The sequence below is a fragment of the Alphaproteobacteria bacterium genome, from assembly GCA_017308135.1.
In the GTDB taxonomy this organism is placed as follows: Bacteria; Pseudomonadota; Alphaproteobacteria; order CACIAM-22H2; family CACIAM-22H2; genus Tagaea.
The window spans coordinates 306,118-326,669 of sequence record JAFKFM010000006.1; the positions used below are offsets into that span (position 1 = coordinate 306,118).

Consider the following 20,552-nt stretch of genomic DNA (forward strand, 5'->3'; position numbering starts at 1 on the left):
GTAAAAGGGGTGTCAAGTAGTATCCCCAAGTTCGGCGGCACGAAGCCACCCTCCCGGTATCATCACAAGTATTTGTGAATCATGGGTAAAGCGTATATCTTGGCGATCGCCGATACCGCCATCGGGCACCCGGCGGCCATTCGGCTGCCGTCCCGTCGGGGCATGTTTCGGCGACTCGCGAGCCGCCGATCGGCATGACCGACCGTCTTCGACTTGCGCTGTTGTTCACCGACGGCAATTTCATCGGCCCGGAGTATTTCGCGGTACTTTCGCGCGCGGGATGGCGCCCGGACATGGTCGTGGCCGTGGGCGCGATGTCCGAGCATTCCCGCACCATCGAGCGCGCCCGCACCGGCGGACTTTGGCGGCCGCCGCCGATTCCCGAGGACGCGGTCGCCGGACGCTTCGCATCGCTCGACGATCCGGAATTCCGGGCGTTTTTGACCGCGGCGCGAATCGACGTCGCCATCCAAGGCGGAATCGGTATTCTGCGTCCCGAAACCATCGCGATCCCGCGCCTGGGCATTCTCAACGCCCATCCGGGGCGCTTGCCCGGCTATCGCGGCCGCAACTGCCCGGAATGGGCGCTCGACAACGGCGAACCGATTTGGATCACCGCCCATTGGATCGATTCCGGCATCGACACAGGTCCGGTGGTTTGCGAAAGCCGCTACGAATTTCCCGCAACATGGACCTACGAACGGATCCGGGCGTCGCTCTACGCCCATTGCGCTCAAACGCTCGCCACGGCGCTGGATCAAATCGCCGGCGCGCTGCGCGAAGGACGGCCGGTCCCCGCCGTCGCGCAACCGCAAATCGGCGCGCGCGCTTGGCCCAAGATGGACGATGAACGGCTCGCGGCGCTGCGTGCGCGCTTGGAACGCGGAGCGGCACGATGAGCCCCCCACGCGTTTTGCTCGTCTGCCGCGATCCTGGCGGCGCCAACCAAACCATCGCCTGCCGGGCGCTTTTGTCGGACAGCGCCCGAAACCCGGCGCAGCGCGAATTGGCGGGCCGTTTGCGCGCGGCGATCGGCCTGCCGGAGAACGCGCGGCCCGACTTCGCCGTCGCCGCCCGCGATCACGCGGCCGCGCGATGGGCTTCGATCGGGGTCCGGACGACGGATGTGGGCGACGGCGGCGCGGCGGCGGCGATCGCCGCGGCGGCGCCCGACGTGGTCGTAACGGGCACGTCGGGCGCGGATAGCGATTTCGAGAAACGCTTTTGGATCGCCGCAACGACCGCGCGCGTGCCGTGCTACGCGCTGTCCACGCATCCGGCCAATCTCGCCGAACGCTTTCGCTTGGCGGACGGCACGCCGGCGTGGCCCACCGCGATCCTCGCCGACACGCCCGCCGCCGTGCGCGAACTCGGCGCGTCGGGCATCCCGGCGGAACGGTTGACGGTGCTGGGCGATCCGCATCTGACGATGCTCGAAACGGCCGCGCCGCCGGACGCCGGCGCGCGCGCGCGGCTGCGCGAAGCCTGGGGCGCGGGACCCCGGGACAGGGTCGTTCTGTTCGTGAGCGAATGCGTCAGCGAGATGGCACGCGCCGCCGGACGGACCGCTCCTTTCGACGAGAACGCTTGCCTTGCGGGATTGCTCGCCGCAATCGCGGCCGGTGCGATCCCCGGCTACGGCGCGGTCGATTCCGGCACCACGATCGTCGTCGTGCGGCCCCATCCGAAGGATTCGCCGGACAAGTACGCGCACCAAGCGGCGCGGCCTGATGCGCGCGTGACGGTTTCGCGCGCGGGTGATGCGCTCGACGCCCTGGGTGCCGCCGATCTGATCGCGGGCATGGAGTCGACGATGTTGTACGAGGCGACGCTGCTGGGCTATTCCGTTGTTTCGCTTTTCCCCGAGGGCGCGTTCTCGCGCTGGCGTTCGCGGAATGCGGTGGTTGGGGCGCAATGATCGACGGCGGCGTATTTCTCGGTAAGGATCCCGCGATCGAGTACGGCTACGATCTCGCCGGCACGCTGGCGCGGCTCGACGCATTCGGCGCGGCGCGCGCCCTGGCGGCCGATTTTTCGGCCGTCTACTACCAATCCGCATTCGGCAACGCGCGGACGCTCGAACTATGCGCCGCGTCGAACGGCCGCTTGATCCCACTGGCCGCGGCTTGTCTGGCCGGGTGGAGCGTTTCGCGCGCCGAGCTCGAGGAACTGCGCGCCGCCGGATTCAAGGCGGTGGGACTTTTTCCGCATATGCAGTCCTGGCGGTGGAGCGACTACGGCGTCGCGAAATTCGCCGAGAAGGCGGCGGAGGCCGGTTTGCCGATTCAAACGGGGGCGATGGACGTCACCGATCTCGGGCATATCGCGCGCGCCGCCGGCCCGACGGGCGCGCGGGTTCTCGTGCGCTGGATGCAAGGCCGGGGCTACAACAACCTTCCGGAGATCGCGGCCGTTGCCGAGGATTTCCCCGAGTTCCTGTTCGATGTGGGCTGCGTGACGCAGACCGGCGGGATCCGCTGGCTTTGCGAGCGTGTCGGTTCTAAGCGCCTTTATATGGCGTCGAACTCGCCGACCTGCCTCGAGGGGGCGACCTATTTCTCGCTTTACACCGCAGATCTCGACGACGCGGACCGCGCGAATATCGAGGGCGCGTCGCTGGCCGCAGCGCTCGGCGTTCAAGCGCCGCCGCGGCGCGCGAGCGCGCATCCGTTCTGGACCGCCCATCGCCGGGCCCCGAAAATCGACACGCATTGGCACACCGGCGCCTGGAACATCATCGAACCGGCGATTTCCCATGCGGCGATCCGCGCCGAGCTCGACGCCTACGGCATCGAGAAGATGGTCACGTCGTCGATTCTCGCGCTCAACCACGACCTTGCAGCCGGCAACGCGGACACGGAACGGCTGGTCGCCGCCGACAAGCGGGTTTACGGGTTGATCGTCGTCAATCCCTGGCGTCCCGCGCAAAGCATCGCCGAGATCGAGCGCCTCGCCGCCAATCCGCGCTTCGTGGCCGTGAAGACGATCCAGGATTTCTACTACGCCGACGGACCGATGCGGATCGACCATCCCGCCTATCGCCCGATACTGGAGGCGGCGCGCCGCTTCGATCTTCCGGTCATGTGCCATCTGCCGGGTCTGGAGAACGTCGCCGACGCGTTCCCCGAAATCCACTTCGTCGCCGCGCACTCGACCTGGCGGTACCGCGAACTCGCCAAGCGGCCGAACATCTATTTCGACATCGCGACCAGCTCGGCGCTGCGGCGCAATTGCGACCTGCGCGATCTGGTCGCGCATGCCGGCCCGGATCGGGTGATCTTCTCGACCGATTCGCAGCTCATGAATCCGGCATGGACGCTCGGCAAGATGGCGAGCGCCGATCTGGATACGGCGCTTCTCGACGGCATTTTCCGGCGCAACGCGCTGCGCGCGTTTCCGCGCCTTTCGAACTAGGTGGAACCGATGTCCGACAGCGCCCCGTTCCTCGAAGGACACGCCGTCTTTTTGCGTCCCTTAACGCCGGAGGACGCGACGCCCGCCTATCTCGGCTGGCTCAACGATCCCGAAGTGCTCCGATTCCGGACGTCGAAATCCTTCCCGACAACGGCCGACTCGATGCGCGCCTATATCGCCTCGATTCCGACGCGCGGCGACCTCGTCCTTGCGATCTGCGCGCGCGAAGGCGGCAAGCATGTAGGAAATATCGCGCTCAACACGATCTTGTGGAGCCACCGCAGCGCCGAGTGTTCGATCATGCTCGGCGATCGGGCATTTTGGGGACGCGGCTTCGGACGCGAGGCGGTCTCGCTGGTGGTCCGACACGGCTTCCGGACGATGGGGTTGCATCGGATCTGGGCCGAATCGCCCAATCCGCGTTTCAACCGCCTCGTCGAGAGCTTGGGCTGGACAAGGGAAGGCCGCAAGCGCGACGCGTTCTTCGTCGACGGCCGATTCGTCGATTTCGAATGCTGGTCGATCCTGTCCGGCGAGGACGCCGCGGAGCGCGAATGATCGGCATCGTCAATTACGGCGTCGGCAATCTCCAATCGGTCCTCAACGCGCTCGATCATCTGGGCGTTCCGGGCCGTATCGTCGGCGATCCGGCGGAGCTGGCCGCCTGCGACAAGGCGATCCTGCCGGGCGTTGGCGCGTTCCGGCGCGCGATGGGCATGCTCGAATCGGCGGGGTTCCGGGCGCCCCTCGACGCGCATGTTTCCGCCGGCAAGCCGCTGCTCGGCATCTGCGTCGGCATGCAGCTACTCGCGGAATTGGGCACCGAGTTCGAGCCTTGCGCGGGTTTGGGCTATATCCGCGGAACGGTCGTGCAGATTCCCGTCGAGCGGACGGATAACCGGCGCCATCTTCGTCTGCCGCATATCGGCTGGAACGACGTGCGCGTCCTGCGCGAGACGCCGCTGAGCGCCGGACTGCCGGTCGAGCGATCGGCCTATTTCGTTCACAGTTTCCACGTCGAAACCGTCGATCCCGAATCCTGCGTCGCGGATACCGATTACGGCGGTCCGGTGACCGCGATGATCGCGCGCGGATCCGTCTTCGGCGTCCAGTTCCATCCCGAGAAAAGCCAGGAACTGGGCTTGCGGATCCTCGGGAATTTCGCGGCGCTGTGACATGCTGAAAACCCGCGTGATCCCGGTTCTGTTTCTGATGAACGGCCTTATCGTGCGCAGCGAGCGCTTCGAGGAGTTCAAGGTCATCGGCAATCCGGTCAACGAATTGGCGCGCTATTCGGAATGGCTCGTCGACGAGCTCGTCTACATCGACATCTCGCGCGAGGACGGGCTGGACATGCGCCGCGACGACCACAAGGTGAAAGGTCAGGGCGACGCCTTGTCGCTGCTGCGCGAAATATCCAAGCACGCGTTTATGCCGCTGACCTTCGGCGGGCGCCTGCGTTCGCTGGCCGATGTCGATCGCACCCTCGCCAACGGCGCGGACAAGGTGGCGATCAATTCGGCGTTGTGGCGCGACCCGGGGCTAACGACGGAGGTCGCCACGAAGTACGGAAGCCAAGCCATGGTCGCGGGCATCGACTTCCGGCGCGGTGCCGACGGCCGCATGATCCTAGCCTTCGATCAAGGCCGCACGCCGGTCGCGCGCGATCCGGTCGATTGGGCGCGCGAGCTCGAATCGCGCGGCGCAGGTGAAATTTTTCTGAACGCCGTCGATCGCGACGGCACGGCCGACGGCTACGACGTGGACGCGATCGCCGCCGTGTCCGCCGCCGTGAACATTCCCGTCATCGCGTGCGGCGGCGTCGGCGCGTTCGAGGATTTCCGCGACGCGATCGACGCGGGCGGCGCCAGCGCGGTCGCCGCCGGCAACATCTTCCATTTCACCGAACACTCCTACAAGCGCGCCAAGCAGACGCTGCGCCGGAGCGGCCACACCGTGCGCTATCCCTACGAGAGCTGACCGCAACCGAGGTTTTCCGACATGAACCAGTCCCTTGAACCCCGCGTCCGCCCCCCGCGGATGCTGTTCTGCAAACGCTGCTGCTATCCGCTCGTGGCGGCGACGCCGCTGACGCTGGACGCCGAGCAGGTGTGCAGCGGCTGCCGGACGCACGAAGAGCAGAAGACGATCGATTGGAGCCGGCGCGAGCGCCTGTTCCGCCAATTGTGCGACGACTATCGCAACAAATCCGGCAAGAACTACGACTGCGTCATTCCGGTCAGCGGCGGAAAGGACAGCTTCTATCAGGTCCACCTGATGAAGAAGTACGGCATGAATCCGCTGCTCGTGACCTACAACGAGAACAACGAAACCGAAGTCGGCAAGAAGAACATCCAGCTGATGAAGGATGTCTTCGCCTGCGACTATTTCAACTTCACGCCCTCGGTCGCCGCGCTCAAGAAGATGAACCGCGTCGGCATGTTCAAGATGGGCGACCCGGACATGCACGTCCATATGGGGATCAATTCGGTCGCGATCCAAGTCGCCGTCCGCTGGAACATCCCGCTGATCATCTGGGGCGAGCACGGGTTCATGAACATGGGCGGCATGCACTCGTACAAGGACATGGTCGAGTACACGGCGCGCTACCGCAAGGAGCACCTGCTGCGCGGCTACGACTGGGACGATTTCGTCGGCCTGGAAGGGCTCGAGGAGAAAGAACTCCTATGGGCGAAATATCCCGAGGATTCCGAAATCGAACGGGTCGGCATCCGCGGCATTTTCATTTCGAATTTCTTTGGATGGAACCAGGCCGAACATACCCGTTTGATGGTCGAGCTCTACGGCTTCAACCTCAATCCCATCCCATTCGACCGGACCTACGCGCGCGATTCGAATCTCAACAACATTCACGACAACGGCGTCCACGACTACATGAAGTACGTGAAGTTCGGCTACGGGCGCGTCGCCGACCATGTCAGCCGAGATATCCGAAACGGCTTGATGACACGCGAGGAAGGCGTCCAGCTCGTGCGCCAGTACGAAGGCGTGATCCCGGGGGACATCGCCCGATGGCTCAACTATGTCGGGATGACGCGCACCGAATTCGAGCTCGTCGCCGACACCTTCCGGGACCCGCGCGTGTGGGTGAAAAACGAATACGGCCAGTGGATCAAGGACAACATCTGGGACCAGAATTGAGCGCGACGCTCATTCCAAATGCTCCCATTTGAGCGCGGTGCCGCGCGCCAGCGGCGCGCGCGCCACCCGGCCGAGCACCGCGGGCAAATGCTTGGGCGCAAGCCCGAAGCCCGGCCGGATCGAGCGCACGTTCTCGGCCGTCAGCGTTTCGCCCGCGGCGACGTCGCGCACGATATAGAGCGAACGGCGGAAAATCGCGTTCCCGCGCTCGCTTTGCTTGCGCCCGTAATCGATCCGGCCCAATGCCTGCCACGCTTCGCGCGCGCTTTTGCACAGCTCGGCCAGTTCGGCCGGCTCGAGCGAGAATCCCGCGTCGGGTCCGCCGTCGGCGCGCGCCAGCGTGAAATGCTTCTCGATGACGCACGCGCCCATCGCCACGGCCGCGACCGACGTCGCCACGCCCAATGTGTGATCCGACAGCCCGATCGGACAGTCGAAAGTCTGCGCCATATGGGGGATGGTGCGCAGATTCGCTTCCTCCGGCGACGACGGGTAGCCGCTCACGCAATGCAGCAGCGTCAGCTCGCCGTTTCCGGCCGCCCGGCACGCATCGACGGCTTGGGAAATCTCGACGAGATCCGCCATTCCGGTCGACATGATCACCGGCTTGCCGGCGCCGGCGATCTTGGCGAGCAGCGGCAGATCGGTGGCCTCGAACGAGGCGATCTTCATCGCGGGCGCGCCCAAAGAAACCAGGAGTTCGACCGCCGTGGGATCGAACGGCGTCGAGAAAACGGTCAAGCCCAGACGCTTGCCCTCCTCGAACAGCCGGGGATGCCAGTCCCACGGCGTGGCAGCCTCGCGGTAGAGCTCGTGGAGACGCCGACCGGACCATGGGCCGCCGCGGATCTCGAACTCCGGTCCGGGCGCGTCGATCGTCATCGTGTCGGCGGTGTAGGTCTGCAGTTTGACCGCGTCGGCGCCCGCGCGCTTGGCGATGCGCACGAGTTCGACGGCGCGATCGAGGCTGCCGTTATGGTTGCCCGACAATTCGGCAATAACGTAAGGCGGATGCGCCGGACCGATCGGACGGCCGGCGATTTCGAAACTCCGGCTCATACGCGGACCTCCCTGAGGATCGAGAATGCTTCCGCCGCCGGATGGCCGCATTGCGCGCCGCGCAGCGCGGCGAGTGCGCGCACCGCTTCGATCGAGCGCGCGTGAGGAAACGGGCGCATCTCCGATTCGTAGGCGGCCAGGGCGGCAAATTTGGCGTCGAGATAAGGGGCCACCGAAACCCAGCGCGCGGGCGCGAAGGGCTCGGCGAGCGCGGTGGGCGACCATTCGGTGCTCGACGGCGTTTCGTAGGCGTAGATCGCGCGCACCGATTGGCCGGGCAGCGGACGGCAAGCGGTCAGCACGGCGACGGCGGCGACGCGGTGATCGACGTTGAGATCGCCCGGATGATGCGTATAGACGACGGCCGGCCGGCACGCCGCGACCGTCCGTTCGACGCATTTCACGACATCGATCAACGGAACGGAATCCATCCGATTGTCCGGAAATCCGCCGAATTCCGGCGGCCGCACACCCAGCGCCGCGGCCGCGTTTTGCGCCACCGCGCGCAAGGCTTCGATATCCGCCGCGCGCGCGCGCGCGTCGCGCGACGGATCGCGCGACGTGATCCCTTCCGCCAGAATGAGGACGTGCACGTCGTCCCCTTCGGCGGCATGGCGCGCCAGCGTGGCACCGCAGCCGAGAACTTCGTCGTCCGGATGCGCGGCGACGACGAGAACGCTGTCCTTCATTCCTTTTCTCCCCGCATGCGCCGGAACACGACGCGCGCCGTCACGCGATCTGCCGCCGTTTCGGCTTCGGAAAATTCCAGCCGCCAGCCGTCGAAATCCAAAAACGCGGGCGGATAGCCTTCCGCGTCGAGCATTCGGATATGGTCGTATAAACCTTCCGCCGTCGCCGCCGCCGGCAGGGCGCTCTGTTGGGGCGTCCGGCGGCGGAACACGACCGGCTCACCGCTTTGCGGTACCGGCGCAGGCTCGCGCGCGACCATCTCCTCGGCCAAATCGTAGACCATTTCAGCCGCGCGCTCGAATATCTCCTGCGCCCGGCCCGAAAGATCGAGCGGCCGTTTCAAATAGACGGGGCCCGCGTCCAGCTCGCGCTCCATGCGCAACGCCGTCAGCATCGTCGAACGATGGCCGCGCGCGATCAGGTTCTGCAGCGGGCTTCCGCCGCGGCCATAGGGCACGTCGGCCATGTGGAAGCAAACGCATTCCCAGTTCCGCCAGATCGCTTCCGGAACCTCCCAGCTCCAATGCGGAAAAAAGACGTAGCGCGGCCGGATGTCGCGCAATAACGCCTCGGTCAGATCCTCGCGCCGCTCGATCAGATGCCAGGCGCCCGGCAGGCGCGGCGTGCGGCGTTCGAAGGCGGACCGGTTCCACGGGTGCCGGGCGGCGACGACGTAACTTTTCATGCGTGCGCTCCCCGCGGCTCGCGAACATAAGATTCCGGACCAACGGGCCGGTAGCCGGCGGCGCTGAACATGCGATGGGACGCTTCGTTCGCCGCCAGAACATGCGCGCGGAGGCGGGCGTTCGGCATCAACTCGTCGAGCAACGCCAGCGCCGTCCGGCCGATTCCCCGGCCCGCACGCGCGGGGTCGATCAGGATCGAGACTTCCCATCCGTCGTCGCGGCGATCGGCGCGCACGATACCGGCCGGCCGCGCATCCGACTCGACGACGTAAAAAACGCCGTCGGGACGCCGCAGGCGGTCCGCGAACCACGCCACATGTTCGTCGCGCGCGGGCGGATTCGGATTGCGGAAATGGCGGCGCACCCGCGGATCGCTCTGCCATCCGAACACGATGTCGCAATCAGCCGGCGTGGCGGGACGCAGATGGACCGGCGCGCCCGCCCGATCCACGGGCGGATCGATCGCGCGGGCCACGCGCATGGCGCCACGGCCGTCGCACAGCGCCCACGCCTTGCCGGCCATCGCGGCATAGCCGGCGGAGTCGTCCAAAAGATCGCCAACCGCGCGCGCGATCCGATCGGGTGCCGCCGTATCCAAATCCCCCGCGACGCGGGCGGCGCCCGCGGCGGCAAGGGCGGCGGCGTTGCGCCGCTGGTTCTCCGCCGTCACGACGACGACGCCGGGAACGCCGAGGCAGCACATCTCCCAGACAGTGCCGCCGCCGGCCGTGACCACGAGGTCGGCGCGCGCGATCGCGGCGGCGAGATCGCTCCACCCGCGCCGCAACTCGACGCCGGGCGGGGCGGGAAAATCGGCGGCGTCCGGGCCGCCGATCGCTTCGACCGTCACGGAGCCGAGCGCGGCGATTTTCGCGGCCACTTCGGCGATTCGCGCGACGGGCGTGGAGGCGCCCAACGTCACCAGCACGCGGCGCCCGGCGCCAGGCGCCCGGCGCGGATCGCGCCGCGCGGCGGCGAAGGCCGGGCGCAGCAAGGCGTAAACCGGGCCGGTCAGCGCGCGCACCGGACCGTAACCGGCCGCATCGATTCCGGGCGCGGGATTGACGATGATATCGCCGCGCAACGGCGCGCCGGGTCCATCGTCGATCCGCACGAGGCGCCCCGCGTCAGGGGCGATCGCCGCGGCGAAAGCATCGCCGAGCTCGTAGTGATCGACGATCGCGGCGTCCGGCGCGCGGCCGCAAGCCGCCAGGGCGGATGCGGCGTGCGTCTCCGGCGGACCTTGGAGTTCGACGATCTCGCGCGCGCCGTCGCCGCCGGGCAGCGCGAAGCCGCCCGCCGCACGCGCGTGAACGCAACGCCAGCCCAATGCCGCGAGGGCGTCGCCCAGTGCGGCGCAGCGCACCAAATGGCCCGCGCCGATGCGCGCGTTCCCGTCAGCGCGGATCAGTGCGACTCGTTCGGTCAAAGGATTCCTTCATGCGGCATACTCGCGCGAGGGGCCGGCCGGCGGAAATTGGGCCATAGCGATTACATAGGCTTTGCGCGTTTCCGCGCCGTTCCGTCCGACGGGCGCCGCGGCGCCACAAAGCCCGGCAAGCCCCGGGCGAGGCAGGGACATTTCTCGGATCGGCTGGACGTTCACGACGTGAACATATAGATTTTCATGCGCCCCGATGTCAAGAAATGTCTGTTTTCCTTTAAGTATTCGCGAGGTTGACGGTGGGTCTCGGCGGAAATTTGATGTGGAACGGCGTGATCGCCGCGCTGGCCCGAAAAGGGCGTCCGCTCGTGCTCGCCAAGCAGCCGAAATTTTCCGACATTCTGGCGCTGCGCGGCCACGATGCGGACGCCGCCCTCGGCGACGACCCTGTTTTTAGAGGTAATCCGCACGTCGCCTTCACCGTCCGGCGGCCCAAATCCGCCTTCGCGAAGCGCCTCGACACTTGGTTTCTGACGGCGCTGGAGAAGTTCGGCGCACGACGCGCGTGGGAACACGCGCTCCATCGCATCGCCCTCTCGCGGCGGGGGCCTTTGGTTCTCTACGTGGATATGGAGATCCACTCCTACGCCGCCGGCCAATCCGGCCCGCCCGGCCGGCGGCGCTTCGACTGGAAACCCGGCGGACACGCGATCGCGACGATGCTGGCGGGATTCGCGCCCGACGAGGAAGCGGCACCGCCGCAAATCTATCTCGACGAGAGCGATCGGACGCGCGCCGAAGCCATGCTGCGCCAAGCGGGCGTCGAAGCGCCTTTTGTCGCCATCGAGCCGGAAACCAACCCGGAGTTTTTCGGGGAACTGCGCGCCTGGCCGTTCGAGCGTTGGCAAACGGTCGCCGACGCGCTGACCGCGGCCGGCGTTCGCGTCGTCCAGCTGGGCCTCGCGGATTCACGGCCGCTGGCCGGCACCGTCGATCTGCGGGGTCGCACCGATTTCCGGACCGCTTGCGCGGTGCTCGCGCGGGCGCGTCTGTTCCTCGGCACCGAAAGCGGGCTCATGCACGCCGCGCGTGCCGTCGGAACCGATGCGACGATCGTTTGGGGCGGCGTGACTTCCCCAGAATTCGCCGCTTATCCGGATTTCCACGATATCGTCTGCCGGCGCGTCGCGTGCGCGCCGTGCGGCAATCAAGGTTGGTGCGACAACGGGCGCATCTGCACGCTGGACATTTCAACCGAAGAGGTCGTCGGCAGGGTCCGCGCGCGGCTTGAACGGAGCATTGCCGCTTGATTCGCCCGGCGCGCGACGCTACACACCCCACACTTGCCGCCGTTACCGGCCGCCCCGGCGCGACGATACCGCATGTTGGACCGGGCGGGTCCTCCGGGCGCTTGCCCCCCGCGAAAGCTGCGCCATGACAGACGATCCGAACCCGACCGGCCGATACTCGACCGCCTCGGGCAAGACATTCGACTTCGTCCCGGGTTTCTACGATTTCCACGTTCGCCATTACGGCCATCGGAAATCGGTTTCCAATGTCGTCGAAACCAGCGTGAACGCCGCCGGCGATCCCGGAGCGATCGACTATGCGACGATCCGCGCCAAATTCAGCCGGGAACGCACGAGCGTGAAGACGCTCGTCGACTACGTTTCACGGGTCGTCCCGACATACCAGTTGCTCGAGGCTTTCGCCGATACGCGGTTCGCGCGGCCGGGCGGACGAGCGCTGGATATCGGCTGCGGCCGCGGCGTGCATTTGCGCCTTCTAAAAGGCTGGGGCTATATCGACGAAGCGGTCGGCATCGACGTTTACGACCATTGCACCGGCTTCGACGAGTCGAGTCTCGATCGAATGCATCGCCGGTTCAAATGGCTGCGCCACGCCGAGGCGATGCAAGATCGAATCGCCGCGAAGCCGCCGTCCGAATGGTCGGAGATCGAATACCTGATCATGAACCGCGTGCCGACGGTGCGTAAGTTTGCGGCCGACTACGGGCACCGGCCGGGTTCCGACATCTATCGCCTGAAGATGCGCCGCCGCCCGTCGATGGACCGGTTCGTCGCCGGAAACGTCTTCGAGTTCGAGGGTCAGTTCGACCTCGTCACCTCCTTCGCTTCGCTCGACTGGTTTCCGGCGGAACGGATATTCGGGAAGGTCGCGGACCTGCTGGCCGACGGCGGGTTTTTCTACGTGTGGGTGACGAATTGGTGGCATGCGATGAACACGACGAACGTGTTCGGGCATTTCCCCTTCGCCGCGCAGCGGATGTCCAAATCCGATTTCGACGCCTACGTTCGCGCGACGATGCCGGAGCACCACGAAACCATCATGAATTCGTATTCCTACTTCGATCCCGGTCACCCCACGCTTGCCGATCTCGTGGATACGGCGGGCGCGCACGGGCTGGTTCCGTTGACGTGGAGACAGAACGTCCTGCCGGATGCCGCCCGGCCGCGCGGCGGCTTATCATCCCTTGGGGTAGCCCAATTCGACCCGGCCGGCTTCTCGTCCGCTTGCGAGGATGCGAAGGCGGTGAAAGCCGGTTTGCGCTCGGTTGATATGCTTCCCTATAGCTATTCGATTTTGTTCCAGAAGACGCGCCGGGATTCGAAACTGGATGCGGGCAAGCTTGCCGCGATATCGGAGTCGATGCATCAGAGGCCGCGTGCGGATTCCGCCGCGGCGAGCATCGTCCGGCGTCTCGGCAGCGCGATCTACAATCGTTTCGGGTAAGCTCCGCCCCGGACGGCGCCTTGCGTCAGCCGCCGTCCGGCTTGCGCGCGACGGCAAGCAACATGTGCGCGACCGCCCGCGCGGGGACGAGCGGCGCCAACACCCGCGCGAGCGGCGGCGCGAATCGGCCCGCACGCCCCAAAGCACGCTGTAGACCGCTGATTTTGCCGATCGGCACGATGCGTTCGACCGCGAAACCCGCGATCGCCAATTCGCGCGCCAGTTCGCGGCGGGTCAGGCGCCATTGATAGAAGCGCATCGGCGCGCCGGGCGGTTCGGTGATGACGGCGCCCGCACCGGCCAGCGCGTGACGCAGATTGTCGAAAGGCACCGAGATCGCGAGCCGCGCGCCGGGCTTCAGCAGCCGATACGCCTCGCGCAAGCAGCCCTGCTGCCCATCCTCGAAATGCTCGAAAACGCCCCACGAGAAATAAAAGTCGAAACTCGCGCCGGGCAGGCCGGTCGCGCGGATGTCGGCGACCCGGAACGAACCCCCGCCGAACAGGCCGTTGAGCTGCGCCACAGTCTCTTCGGCGATGTCGAGTCCGACCGCATCGAACCCGCGCGTGCGCATATGCTGGGTCCACGCGCCGAGACCGCAACCGCCGTCGAGCACGCGCGCGCCCGCGGGCAGCGCATCGAGGACCGGCGCGATCGCCCGATATTCTTCGGCGCGCGTCACGTCCGCGATCGCTTTGGCCGGACCGCCTTCCTCCCGCCAGATCGCCGCCCAATGATCGGCGATAAAGCGGGTCTCGTCCCGCGCTTCGCCGGAGCGGACGGCCATATGGTCCTTGCGCATCGTTCAACTCCTTCCGCGGAACCGCCAGCGCGCACGCCACGCGGCGAAAGCGCCCAACCGTTTGGGCGTCAGATGCCCCGCAGCGCTGGCGGCCACGAGTTCGCGCGCGAATGCGACATAGGCGCCCGCGATGTCGGCGATCGTCGGCACGCGAATCGCGGCGCGGAAGGCGTCATACTCGGCCGCAACGCGCGCGATCAGCGCGGGAATTTCGGTCGCCGTCCGGAACAGAACGCCGCCAGTACCGACCAGTTCGGGATGGCCGCCGTCGGCGCGCGCGATGGCCGGCAAGCCCACCGTCAGCGCCTCGATCAGACTGTTCGAACATGGATCCTTGCGCGAAGCGGTAACGAAAACGTCGTGCGCGGCGAGTTCAACGGCAAGTCCCGAGCTGGGCAGCGGCGGCAATACGCGGATATTCGCGAAGGACACCGGCGCGTTGCCGACGAATGTCATTTCGATTCGCGAGAAATCGAGATTGGTATCGAGCCAAGCGTAGTCGTCGAACCCTTTGTTCGGATTCGCGGACCAGCTGGTCGCGATCAAACGCAGACGCGGTCCGCAAGCGCGCGCGGGGCGCGGCTTGAAAATGGCCGGGTCGGCGGCGTTGCCGATGACAGCTTCGGGCCCGTCCGTCGGCCAGCCGAGTTCGCGGTTCGCGCTACGGCACCATTGTGATTGGAACACCGTCGCGTCGGCGATCAGGGCATTGGCGTCGATCGCCAAGGCGTCGCGCGGATCGTCCGGCTTGTTGTAAAGCCGCATCGGACCATCGACCCGGTGGACGAAAATGGCTTTCGGATTGTCGCGACGCAAAGCGATCGCGGCGCGCGCATTCTGATAGCTGTTGAAGAGAATGACGTCCGCGCTCGTCCCGGTCGGATCGTGGAGCCCGCGGGTTTCGAAGGCGCCTTTGAGCGCGCGCAGGAATTGGTTGCCGCCGCCGGTCGGCGCATCGATGGTCGGGAAAGCGACATGGAAGACGGGATCCGTCATTCCGGCGATCCGCCGAAACGTTCGCGATGGGAAAGGCTTGCGAGCGGCCGGCGCGGAACCATGCAAACGGCGTTCGACTTGCGGCCGATCGCGATGGCCGCGCCGATCACCATGTAGGGCGGCAATCCGAGTGCGCGATAGATTTCGTCCTGACGCGCCATATGCGCGTCCGAGATCAGCGAGACCCAGCACGCGGCAAGGTTGGCGGCTTCGGCCGCCAGCAAGCAATTCTGCGCCGCCGCCGCGACGTCTTGGAACATCACGAGATGCTGCTCGAACGGCTTGTAATGGCGCCGGTCGGTGGCGATCACGATGCCGGTCGGCACCGCACCGGCCCATTGCGCGGCGCCGGCGGCGGCGCCGAAAACCAGATCGAGCGTTTCGCGCCGGCGGATCGTGATGAAGGCGAGCGGTTGGGCGTTGCAGGAAGTCGGCGCATAGGCGCCCGCCTCGACGATCGGTTCGAGCGTCGCGTCGTCCAACGCCTCGGGCGCGAAGCGCCGCGTGGAGCGACGCTGCACCACTATTTTGCGCAACGTCGCCGCGTAGGAGTCCGGCCAAGGTTTGGCTTGCGCCGCGTGCATGAAGCAAACGAAGCCGTCGGGATAGCGCTCGTATTCGTGGGCGAGCTTGCGCAGATAGAAATGGCAGTCGTCTTCCATGCCTTCGGGCGAATCGAGATAGCGCATCAGCGCTGCGTAGCACGCGTCGAGTTCGGGCGTGCGCGCGTATCCGCAGAGCATCGCCTTTTCGAGATAATGCGCGTTCTTGAAATTGATGTGCGAAATTCGCGATACGGGCCCTTCGCCGCGGCGCGCGGCGTGGCGATGTTGGATCCAGGCGTAGCGAAGAAACAAGCGCAATACGACCGTCTTCTCCCAAGTCGAACGCTTGAGATGGCCCAAGGCACGGCGGATCGCTACGAGCGGGTTGAATGACATGTCGGCGTCTCAACGATCCTTGAATAAATCCATCCGGGCGGTGTCGCCGTAGATCGGCATGTCGATCGTCTCGGCGAGCAATATCCCCTTCAGCAGTAGCGCGTTGTATTTCGGATCGACTTCGTTGCGCCGGCCCGACAGGACCGGCTTGCCGTCGCGGCCGACATGGGTCGCGAAACCGGTCGGCGTCGCGTGCCGCTCGACGATCGCGGCGATCAAAGCGTAGGCCGCGCGCGCGAAATCCGCGCGGCCGGCGAGCTGCGCCACCCGCGCGAGGGATACCGCGAAATCCACCTGATGGTCGATATGCGCGGTGTCGCCGTCCGGCACGGAGGGGATGAGTCCGTCCGGGCGGCGCCAGCCGAGCGCGAACGCGGCGATCCGCAAGGCCGCGTCCAGCCAGCGCGGTTCGGGCGCAAGCCGCCAATACGCGTCGCACAGGGCATCGACGAGGATGAACGCGTCGAGCAGCGTCGGCGGCCCCTCGGGTCCGGCCGGCGTCCAAACGCCGCGGACGGCGCCCGCCGATTCCAAACGCGCGCAGGCCGCGTCAAGCCATCGTCCGGCGGCGGCGTGCCAATCCGCCGACCGATCGACGTCCGCCAGCGCGAGCAACGCGAAAAAAGGCGAGGTGTTCGACTTCATCAGACGGGCAAAGGATCCGCTGCGCGTCCAGTCGTAGCGCCAGCGCGCGACGCGGCGCGACAGACCGCGTGCGGGTCCGTGCGGATGACCGGCCGCGCGCCGGCCGGCGAGAAAAGCGAGCCGATCGGCCACCGCGCGCGCCGCGCCGAAGGCGCCGCGATGCGGAAAAAGTCCGTGCCGGCGTACGAAAGGATGCGCCAGCCAAAGCGTCATCGTTCGCGCGCCGGCGGCGATCCATGCCGGATCGGGCCGGTCGCCTTCAAGTGCCGCTTCGATCAACGCGGCCGACCACGGCGCGAAATTCGGCGAGCGGCGCCCATCGGTCAGGTCGACGCATTCGCTCAATCCCAGCCGATCGTCGGCGAAAAGTTCGCGCGCCTTGACGAAAGCGGCGGCGGCGCGGGCGCCCGCCGCGGGATCGCCGGTGGCGCGGTGCACGGCGGCGAGTCCGCCGGCGAACTCGTCGACGCCATACGCGTAGACGACGCCGCCTTCGGCAAGGAGATCGGCGAATGGGTCGGCCGGCAACCGCGCGATCTGATCCAGCAGGAACGGCGCGCCGCCCGCCGCGAGCACGAAAGGTGCGGTATCGTCGAAGTTGTCGAACAAAGAACGGGCGTCGGGCGGATTGTTGCGCGCCATGAGGCCGTCGGAGGTCAGAAATCGGCGGGTCAAACCGTCGAGAACGATCCGCCGCGCTTCAATCAGTCTGAGCTGATCGGGCGGGCCGTTCACGCCGCCACCGGTATATCGAGAACTTGCGCGAACGCCCGCGCCATATGCGTGGAGGTGAATCGCTCCTCCACAAGACGACGCGCGCGCAGCCCCAGCGCTTGGGTCCGCGCGGGATCCATCAGCGCTCCGCGAACGGCCGCCGCGAGTTTGCCCGCATCGCCGGACGGCGCGAGGAAACAGGTTTCACCGTCGCGCAGGCGTTCGACATCCCAAAGTCCGGGGAAATCCGAGATGACCACCGGCCGGGCGCATGCCATCGCCTGCAAACACGCGCTTTGCCCGGAGGGCTGAATGGTCGACTTGATCGGCAACACGACCAGCGAAGCGCCCCGATAGAGTTCGCGGATGGATTCGTCGCTAAGCCCGCCTTTGTGCCAGTTGCCGCGAATGGCTTCGACATTGGCCGGCAAGGGTGGAAGAGGCATCCCGGTCACGATCTTCAATTTCGGCAGATCGTGCGTCCAGGCGTCGATCAGCGTCGCCCAATCGCGCTGCAGATCGTTGCCGATCGCGAAAACATAGGGCTCGCCGGGCCCGGACGGCACGGCGCCCGGCGTCCAAAATCCGATGTCGACGCCGAAAGGAATGCTGCTGATCCGCGTGTGACCGGGCAACCGCGCGCGTAAGAAGGCCGCTTCGGCCGGCGACAACGCGATCAACTCGATCTGCCGGAGGAGATGGCCGAACAACGCTTTCTGGCGAGCGGGCTGCGTATCGGCGAAGATCCCCATCGCCAACGCGACGACCCGCGCGCGCAGCTTGCCCGTCGCTTTCAGAAGGGCGAGCGCATAGGCGAATCCGGTCGTGGTCGCCACGATCGTGTCCGCGACGGCAAGCCGGGCGCGCACGGCCGGATGGAATACGTGCGATGCGATAACGCTCGGAAATCCGGGCAGAGCCGCGGCCAGCGGCCGGCGCGCAAGCCGCCAGAAGGCGCCGACCGGGCGCGTCGCGTCCGCCGCGCCGGCCAACGCGGCGATTTCGTCCGAATCGAGCGTCGCGACGTCAAGGCCGGCGCGCGCCAGACCCGTCGCGCCGTAGAAGAATTCGTCCGGCCCATTCGTCGATTCCAGAATGCCGCGGCGTCCGGCCTTGTAGAGAAAGAGAATCATCCGTCCGCCAGCCGCGCGGCCAGACGTCGGTCGAGTAACGCGAGAGCCACCGGATCGTCGATCGCCTTCTGTTTGCAGGTATCGCAGGGCGATTTTTTGGCGCCCGCGCGCGCGAGCGAGGCGCGCCATTCCGACATCGCTTTGGAGGCGTAGACGTCGAAAATGGAGCGATTGCCCGACACGACATCGACCACGAAGTCCTTATGTTCGGGCACGTCGCTGCGTAAATTGCAGCACGGCATTACGGCGCCGTTGAAATCGATCGTAAGATTCGTGAACACCATCGTGCACGGCGACTTGCGGACATAGCTCCGGTCGATCAGCTTTTCGAGCGTCTGGCCGCGATCGTAGCCGACGCGGTTGAGGTCGGCCGCCTCGGCGTAGACTTCGACGCGCGGATGGGCGATGCGCCAATAGAGCCGGTCGGACGCTTCGACGAGGGGCTTGGCCGTCGTCTTCGCGCGTTTGAGGAGCTTGTCGAGCTGATCGCGCGCGGCCGCGACGTTCCAATCGTAGCCCTTCGGATAGATCGAAATTCGCAGGATCGACAATCCCGCATCCGCAAGGCGATCGAGCAGATCGGCGTCGAGATAGTCGCCGTTGCTGACGATATCGATCTCGGCATTCGGCAAACCCGCGCGGGCGACCGAGACGTAGTCGCAGATCGTCTTGCAGGCCAGCGGCTCGGAATAGCGCGCGAAACGCACGATCCCGTCGTAGCCGATCGCGGCGAGATCGCCGATGGTCCGCCGGTAGACGGCGAAATCCATCGGCGAATGGTCCTTGATCCGCTTGCCGTCGATATTCGGGCAGAACGGGCACAGACGGTTGCAGTAGGCGTGCGGCTCGAACTCGACAAGGCGGACCATGTCTTTGAACAGACGCCGCTTCTCCGCATCGTCGAAGGCGGAGGCATCGGTCGCGTAGCGCGCCTCGACCCGCGCGGCGAAATGGCCCCAAGCGCCGTCGGGATCGGCCATACGGTCGAGTTCCGAACGCATCGTGTTGAGCCGGGTGCGCATCTTCTCGCCAAGCGGCAGCCGCGCGCCGGCGCGGGCAGCGAGGCTCGCGAGCTTTTCGATCGGATTTGATGCGTCGTCTGCCATAGCCTTGGAGCCTTTAGACCCTATGCGCCAGGCGCCGCGACTCGAGGATTGCGGCCCAATAACGCGAATGTAAGGAGGGGCTGCCGATCCGTACCGCTCGGCGTCGACATTCTTAGCTTGTTCACGGCGTGAACGTCAAGGTTTGACGAAGCCAAGTTTCGTAAGCAGTTCGCGTATTTACAGCTATTTCGAGGTGCGACGGCCCCGAATTTCGACTCGGCGTCATTGGCCGCACGGGACTATGCGCCCGGCCACACCCACGGCGGCGGCCGGACCAATAGACAGACCGGGATCGGAGTCGATCGTCGGTGCTCAGCGGACGATCAGCGCCACCTGCTGGTCGCAGAAGCCGACATACTCGTAATCGAAACCGCGCGTGGCGACCGTTTCTTGCCACGCTTTGTGTTCGCCCTGACGCCAGCCGCGATAGCCGAAATATTCGTCGAACACGATGATTGTACCCGGACGGATCCGCTCGGCGATCAGGTTCAGCGCGACGCTGGCGGCGGGGTAAGTGTCGCAATCGATATGCACAAATGCCATCGGCCCGGGAGTGGCGGCGAGAAATCCGGGGATCGTCTTGTCGAACCAGCCTTTCACCAAGGTGACGTTCGATTCGACTTGCGGCAATACGCCGCCGCGATCGAACGTGCCTTGCGGGCAGCCCGCCCCGGCCCAATCCTCCTGTAAACCTTCGAAACTGTCGAAGCCGAAGATCGCGCGGCCGCGCAGACGCCGCGCGAAATGGTTGATCGACGCGCCGTTCCAAACGCCGAACTCCGCGCATAATCCTTCACGGGGCGCTTTCGACAGCGCGAAATCCCAAAGCGCTTCGCGGGTCTTGAAGGTCAGCGCCGACGCCATGCGCGCGGCCGCGTAATCCGCGCTATCCGCGATCGAACGCCAATGCAACTCGGCGATGACGGACGGACCCAATGCCGTGCGCATGTTGACGAACGCGACGAGCGGCACGAGCGTACGATCGAGAATTCTGATCAAGAAAGATTTCATGTCGTTGGCAGGTCTCCGCTTGCGGCTATTGCGTTCTCGTTTGTCACGATCGGCC

20 protein-coding genes are annotated in these 20,552 nt (G+C 66.2%); 9 read left to right on the forward strand and 11 right to left on the reverse strand.

The window, feature by feature from the left end; translation table 11 throughout:
* The first annotated feature begins 194 nt into the window (after positions 1-194).
* Genes J0H39_01760 through J0H39_01790 form a run of 7 tightly spaced genes read left to right on the forward strand, consistent with a single transcriptional unit; the run spans position 195 to position 6,576 of the window.
* On the forward strand, positions 195-899 hold the full coding sequence (locus J0H39_01760; protein ID MBN9495454.1) for a hypothetical protein: 705 nt from the start codon (positions 195-197) through the stop codon (positions 897-899).
* A complete protein-coding gene (locus J0H39_01765; protein ID MBN9495455.1) occupies positions 896-1,918 on the forward strand; it encodes a hypothetical protein in 1,023 nt (340 codons plus the stop codon). Before J0H39_01760 ends, J0H39_01765 begins: the two co-directional genes overlap by 4 nt.
* Entirely contained in the window at positions 1,915-3,414 is a 1,500-nt protein-coding gene (locus J0H39_01770) for an amidohydrolase family protein (GenBank protein MBN9495456.1), read from the forward strand. Before J0H39_01765 ends, J0H39_01770 begins: the two co-directional genes overlap by 4 nt.
* Before the next feature lie 9 nt (positions 3,415-3,423).
* Positions 3,424-3,972 (forward strand): GNAT family N-acetyltransferase, encoded by a 549-nt coding sequence (locus J0H39_01775; GenBank protein ID MBN9495457.1) that lies wholly within the window; start codon positions 3,424-3,426, stop codon positions 3,970-3,972.
* Positions 3,969-4,589 (forward strand): imidazole glycerol phosphate synthase subunit HisH, encoded by a 621-nt coding sequence (hisH, locus tag J0H39_01780; GenBank protein MBN9495458.1) that lies wholly within the window; start codon positions 3,969-3,971, stop codon positions 4,587-4,589. Before J0H39_01775 ends, hisH begins: the two co-directional genes overlap by 4 nt.
* A 1-nt stretch (position 4,590) precedes the next feature.
* On the forward strand, positions 4,591-5,394 hold the full coding sequence (gene hisF, locus J0H39_01785; protein MBN9495459.1) for an imidazole glycerol phosphate synthase subunit HisF: 804 nt from the start codon (positions 4,591-4,593) through the stop codon (positions 5,392-5,394).
* A 21-nt stretch (positions 5,395-5,415) separates the two neighbouring features.
* Positions 5,416-6,576 (forward strand): N-acetyl sugar amidotransferase, encoded by a 1,161-nt coding sequence (locus J0H39_01790; protein ID MBN9495460.1) that lies wholly within the window; start codon positions 5,416-5,418, stop codon positions 6,574-6,576.
* Between the two features lie 9 nt (positions 6,577-6,585).
* On the opposite strand, the gene pseI is transcribed toward J0H39_01790, so the two are convergent.
* The 4 genes from pseI to J0H39_01810 are packed head-to-tail and all read right to left on the reverse strand — an operon-like array spanning position 6,586 to position 10,440.
* Positions 6,586-7,635: a pseudaminic acid synthase gene (gene pseI, locus J0H39_01795; protein ID MBN9495461.1), complete on the reverse strand. Its 1,050-nt coding sequence runs from the start codon at positions 7,633-7,635 to the stop codon at positions 6,586-6,588.
* Positions 7,632-8,324, reverse strand: coding sequence for a PIG-L family deacetylase (locus J0H39_01800; protein MBN9495462.1), 693 nt, complete (start codon positions 8,322-8,324; stop codon positions 7,632-7,634). The genes pseI and J0H39_01800 overlap by 4 nt, the downstream gene beginning before the upstream one ends.
* Positions 8,321-9,010, reverse strand: a complete 690-nt coding sequence (locus tag J0H39_01805; protein ID MBN9495463.1) for a methionyl-tRNA formyltransferase — start codon at positions 9,008-9,010, stop codon at positions 8,321-8,323. The genes J0H39_01800 and J0H39_01805 overlap by 4 nt, the downstream gene beginning before the upstream one ends.
* Complete coding sequence (locus J0H39_01810; protein MBN9495464.1) at positions 9,007-10,440, reverse strand: GNAT family N-acetyltransferase; 1,434 nt, start codon at positions 10,438-10,440, stop codon at positions 9,007-9,009. The genes J0H39_01805 and J0H39_01810 overlap by 4 nt, the downstream gene beginning before the upstream one ends.
* A gap of 275 nt (positions 10,441-10,715) precedes the next feature.
* On the opposite strand from J0H39_01810, the gene J0H39_01815 reads away from it, so the two are divergent.
* Together J0H39_01815 and J0H39_01820 are read left to right on the forward strand one after the other, a co-directional pair.
* Positions 10,716-11,705 carry a hypothetical protein gene (locus tag J0H39_01815; GenBank protein MBN9495465.1) on the forward strand — a complete coding sequence of 330 codons (990 nt, stop codon included), beginning with the start codon at positions 10,716-10,718 and terminating at the stop codon, positions 11,703-11,705.
* A 124-nt stretch (positions 11,706-11,829) separates the two neighbouring features.
* Positions 11,830-13,149 (forward strand): class I SAM-dependent methyltransferase, encoded by a 1,320-nt coding sequence (locus J0H39_01820; protein MBN9495466.1) that lies wholly within the window; start codon positions 11,830-11,832, stop codon positions 13,147-13,149.
* Between the two features lie 25 nt (positions 13,150-13,174).
* On the opposite strand, the gene J0H39_01825 is transcribed toward J0H39_01820, so the two are convergent.
* The 7 genes from J0H39_01825 to J0H39_01855 form a co-directional block, all read right to left on the reverse strand.
* Positions 13,175-13,951, reverse strand: coding sequence for a methyltransferase domain-containing protein (locus tag J0H39_01825; protein ID MBN9495467.1), 777 nt, complete (start codon positions 13,949-13,951; stop codon positions 13,175-13,177).
* A 3-nt stretch (positions 13,952-13,954) separates the two neighbouring features.
* A complete protein-coding gene (locus tag J0H39_01830; GenBank protein ID MBN9495468.1) occupies positions 13,955-14,947 on the reverse strand; it encodes a glycosyltransferase family 4 protein in 993 nt (330 codons plus the stop codon).
* Positions 14,944-15,888: a nitroreductase family protein gene (locus tag J0H39_01835; GenBank protein ID MBN9495469.1), complete on the reverse strand. Its 945-nt coding sequence runs from the start codon at positions 15,886-15,888 to the stop codon at positions 14,944-14,946. The genes J0H39_01830 and J0H39_01835 overlap by 4 nt, the downstream gene beginning before the upstream one ends.
* Positions 15,889-15,897: 9 nt before the next feature.
* Entirely contained in the window at positions 15,898-17,268 is a 1,371-nt protein-coding gene (locus J0H39_01840) for a hypothetical protein (protein ID MBN9495470.1), read from the reverse strand.
* The gene (locus tag J0H39_01845; protein MBN9495471.1) at positions 17,265-18,380 is read right to left on the reverse strand and encodes a glycosyltransferase family 4 protein; all 1,116 of its coding nucleotides are present in this window, start codon (positions 18,378-18,380) and stop codon (positions 17,265-17,267) included. Before J0H39_01845 ends, J0H39_01840 begins: the two co-directional genes overlap by 4 nt.
* Positions 18,377-19,486 carry a radical SAM/SPASM domain-containing protein gene (locus tag J0H39_01850; GenBank protein MBN9495472.1) on the reverse strand — a complete coding sequence of 370 codons (1,110 nt, stop codon included), beginning with the start codon at positions 19,484-19,486 and terminating at the stop codon, positions 18,377-18,379. Before J0H39_01850 ends, J0H39_01845 begins: the two co-directional genes overlap by 4 nt.
* Positions 19,487-19,798: 312 nt before the next feature.
* Positions 19,799-20,497, reverse strand: a complete 699-nt coding sequence (locus J0H39_01855) for a class I SAM-dependent methyltransferase (GenBank protein MBN9495473.1) — start codon at positions 20,495-20,497, stop codon at positions 19,799-19,801.
* Positions 20,498-20,552 lie beyond the last annotated feature (55 nt).

What these genes read in the sequence shown, in the direction of transcription:
- J0H39_01760 (MBN9495454.1), top strand. Translation starts at nt 195, where the DNA reads ATGACCGACCGTCTTCGACTTGCGCTGTTGTTCACCGACGGCAATTTC.
- J0H39_01765 (MBN9495455.1), top strand. Translation starts at nt 896, where the DNA reads ATGAGCCCCCCACGCGTTTTGCTCGTCTGCCGCGATCCTGGCGGCGCC.
- J0H39_01770 (MBN9495456.1), top strand. Translation starts at nt 1,915, where the DNA reads ATGATCGACGGCGGCGTATTTCTCGGTAAGGATCCCGCGATCGAGTAC.
- J0H39_01775 (MBN9495457.1), top strand. Translation starts at nt 3,424, where the DNA reads ATGTCCGACAGCGCCCCGTTCCTCGAAGGACACGCCGTCTTTTTGCGT.
- hisH (MBN9495458.1), top strand. Translation starts at nt 3,969, where the DNA reads ATGATCGGCATCGTCAATTACGGCGTCGGCAATCTCCAATCGGTCCTC.
- hisF (MBN9495459.1), top strand. Translation starts at nt 4,591, where the DNA reads ATGCTGAAAACCCGCGTGATCCCGGTTCTGTTTCTGATGAACGGCCTT.
- J0H39_01790 (MBN9495460.1), top strand. Translation starts at nt 5,416, where the DNA reads ATGAACCAGTCCCTTGAACCCCGCGTCCGCCCCCCGCGGATGCTGTTC.
- pseI (MBN9495461.1), bottom strand. Translation starts at nt 7,635, where the DNA reads ATGAGCCGGAGTTTCGAAATCGCCGGCCGTCCGATCGGTCCGGCGCAT.
- J0H39_01800 (MBN9495462.1), bottom strand. Translation starts at nt 8,324, where the DNA reads ATGAAGGACAGCGTTCTCGTCGTCGCCGCGCATCCGGACGACGAAGTT.
- J0H39_01805 (MBN9495463.1), bottom strand. Translation starts at nt 9,010, where the DNA reads ATGAAAAGTTACGTCGTCGCCGCCCGGCACCCGTGGAACCGGTCCGCC.
- J0H39_01815 (MBN9495465.1), top strand. Translation starts at nt 10,716, where the DNA reads ATGTGGAACGGCGTGATCGCCGCGCTGGCCCGAAAAGGGCGTCCGCTC.
- J0H39_01820 (MBN9495466.1), top strand. Translation starts at nt 11,830, where the DNA reads ATGACAGACGATCCGAACCCGACCGGCCGATACTCGACCGCCTCGGGC.
- J0H39_01825 (MBN9495467.1), bottom strand. Translation starts at nt 13,951, where the DNA reads ATGCGCAAGGACCATATGGCCGTCCGCTCCGGCGAAGCGCGGGACGAG.
- J0H39_01830 (MBN9495468.1), bottom strand. Translation starts at nt 14,947, where the DNA reads ATGACGGATCCCGTCTTCCATGTCGCTTTCCCGACCATCGATGCGCCG.
- J0H39_01835 (MBN9495469.1), bottom strand. Translation starts at nt 15,888, where the DNA reads ATGTCATTCAACCCGCTCGTAGCGATCCGCCGTGCCTTGGGCCATCTC.
- J0H39_01845 (MBN9495471.1), bottom strand. Translation starts at nt 18,380, where the DNA reads ATGATTCTCTTTCTCTACAAGGCCGGACGCCGCGGCATTCTGGAATCG.
- J0H39_01850 (MBN9495472.1), bottom strand. Translation starts at nt 19,486, where the DNA reads ATGGCAGACGACGCATCAAATCCGATCGAAAAGCTCGCGAGCCTCGCT.
- J0H39_01855 (MBN9495473.1), bottom strand. Translation starts at nt 20,497, where the DNA reads ATGAAATCTTTCTTGATCAGAATTCTCGATCGTACGCTCGTGCCGCTC.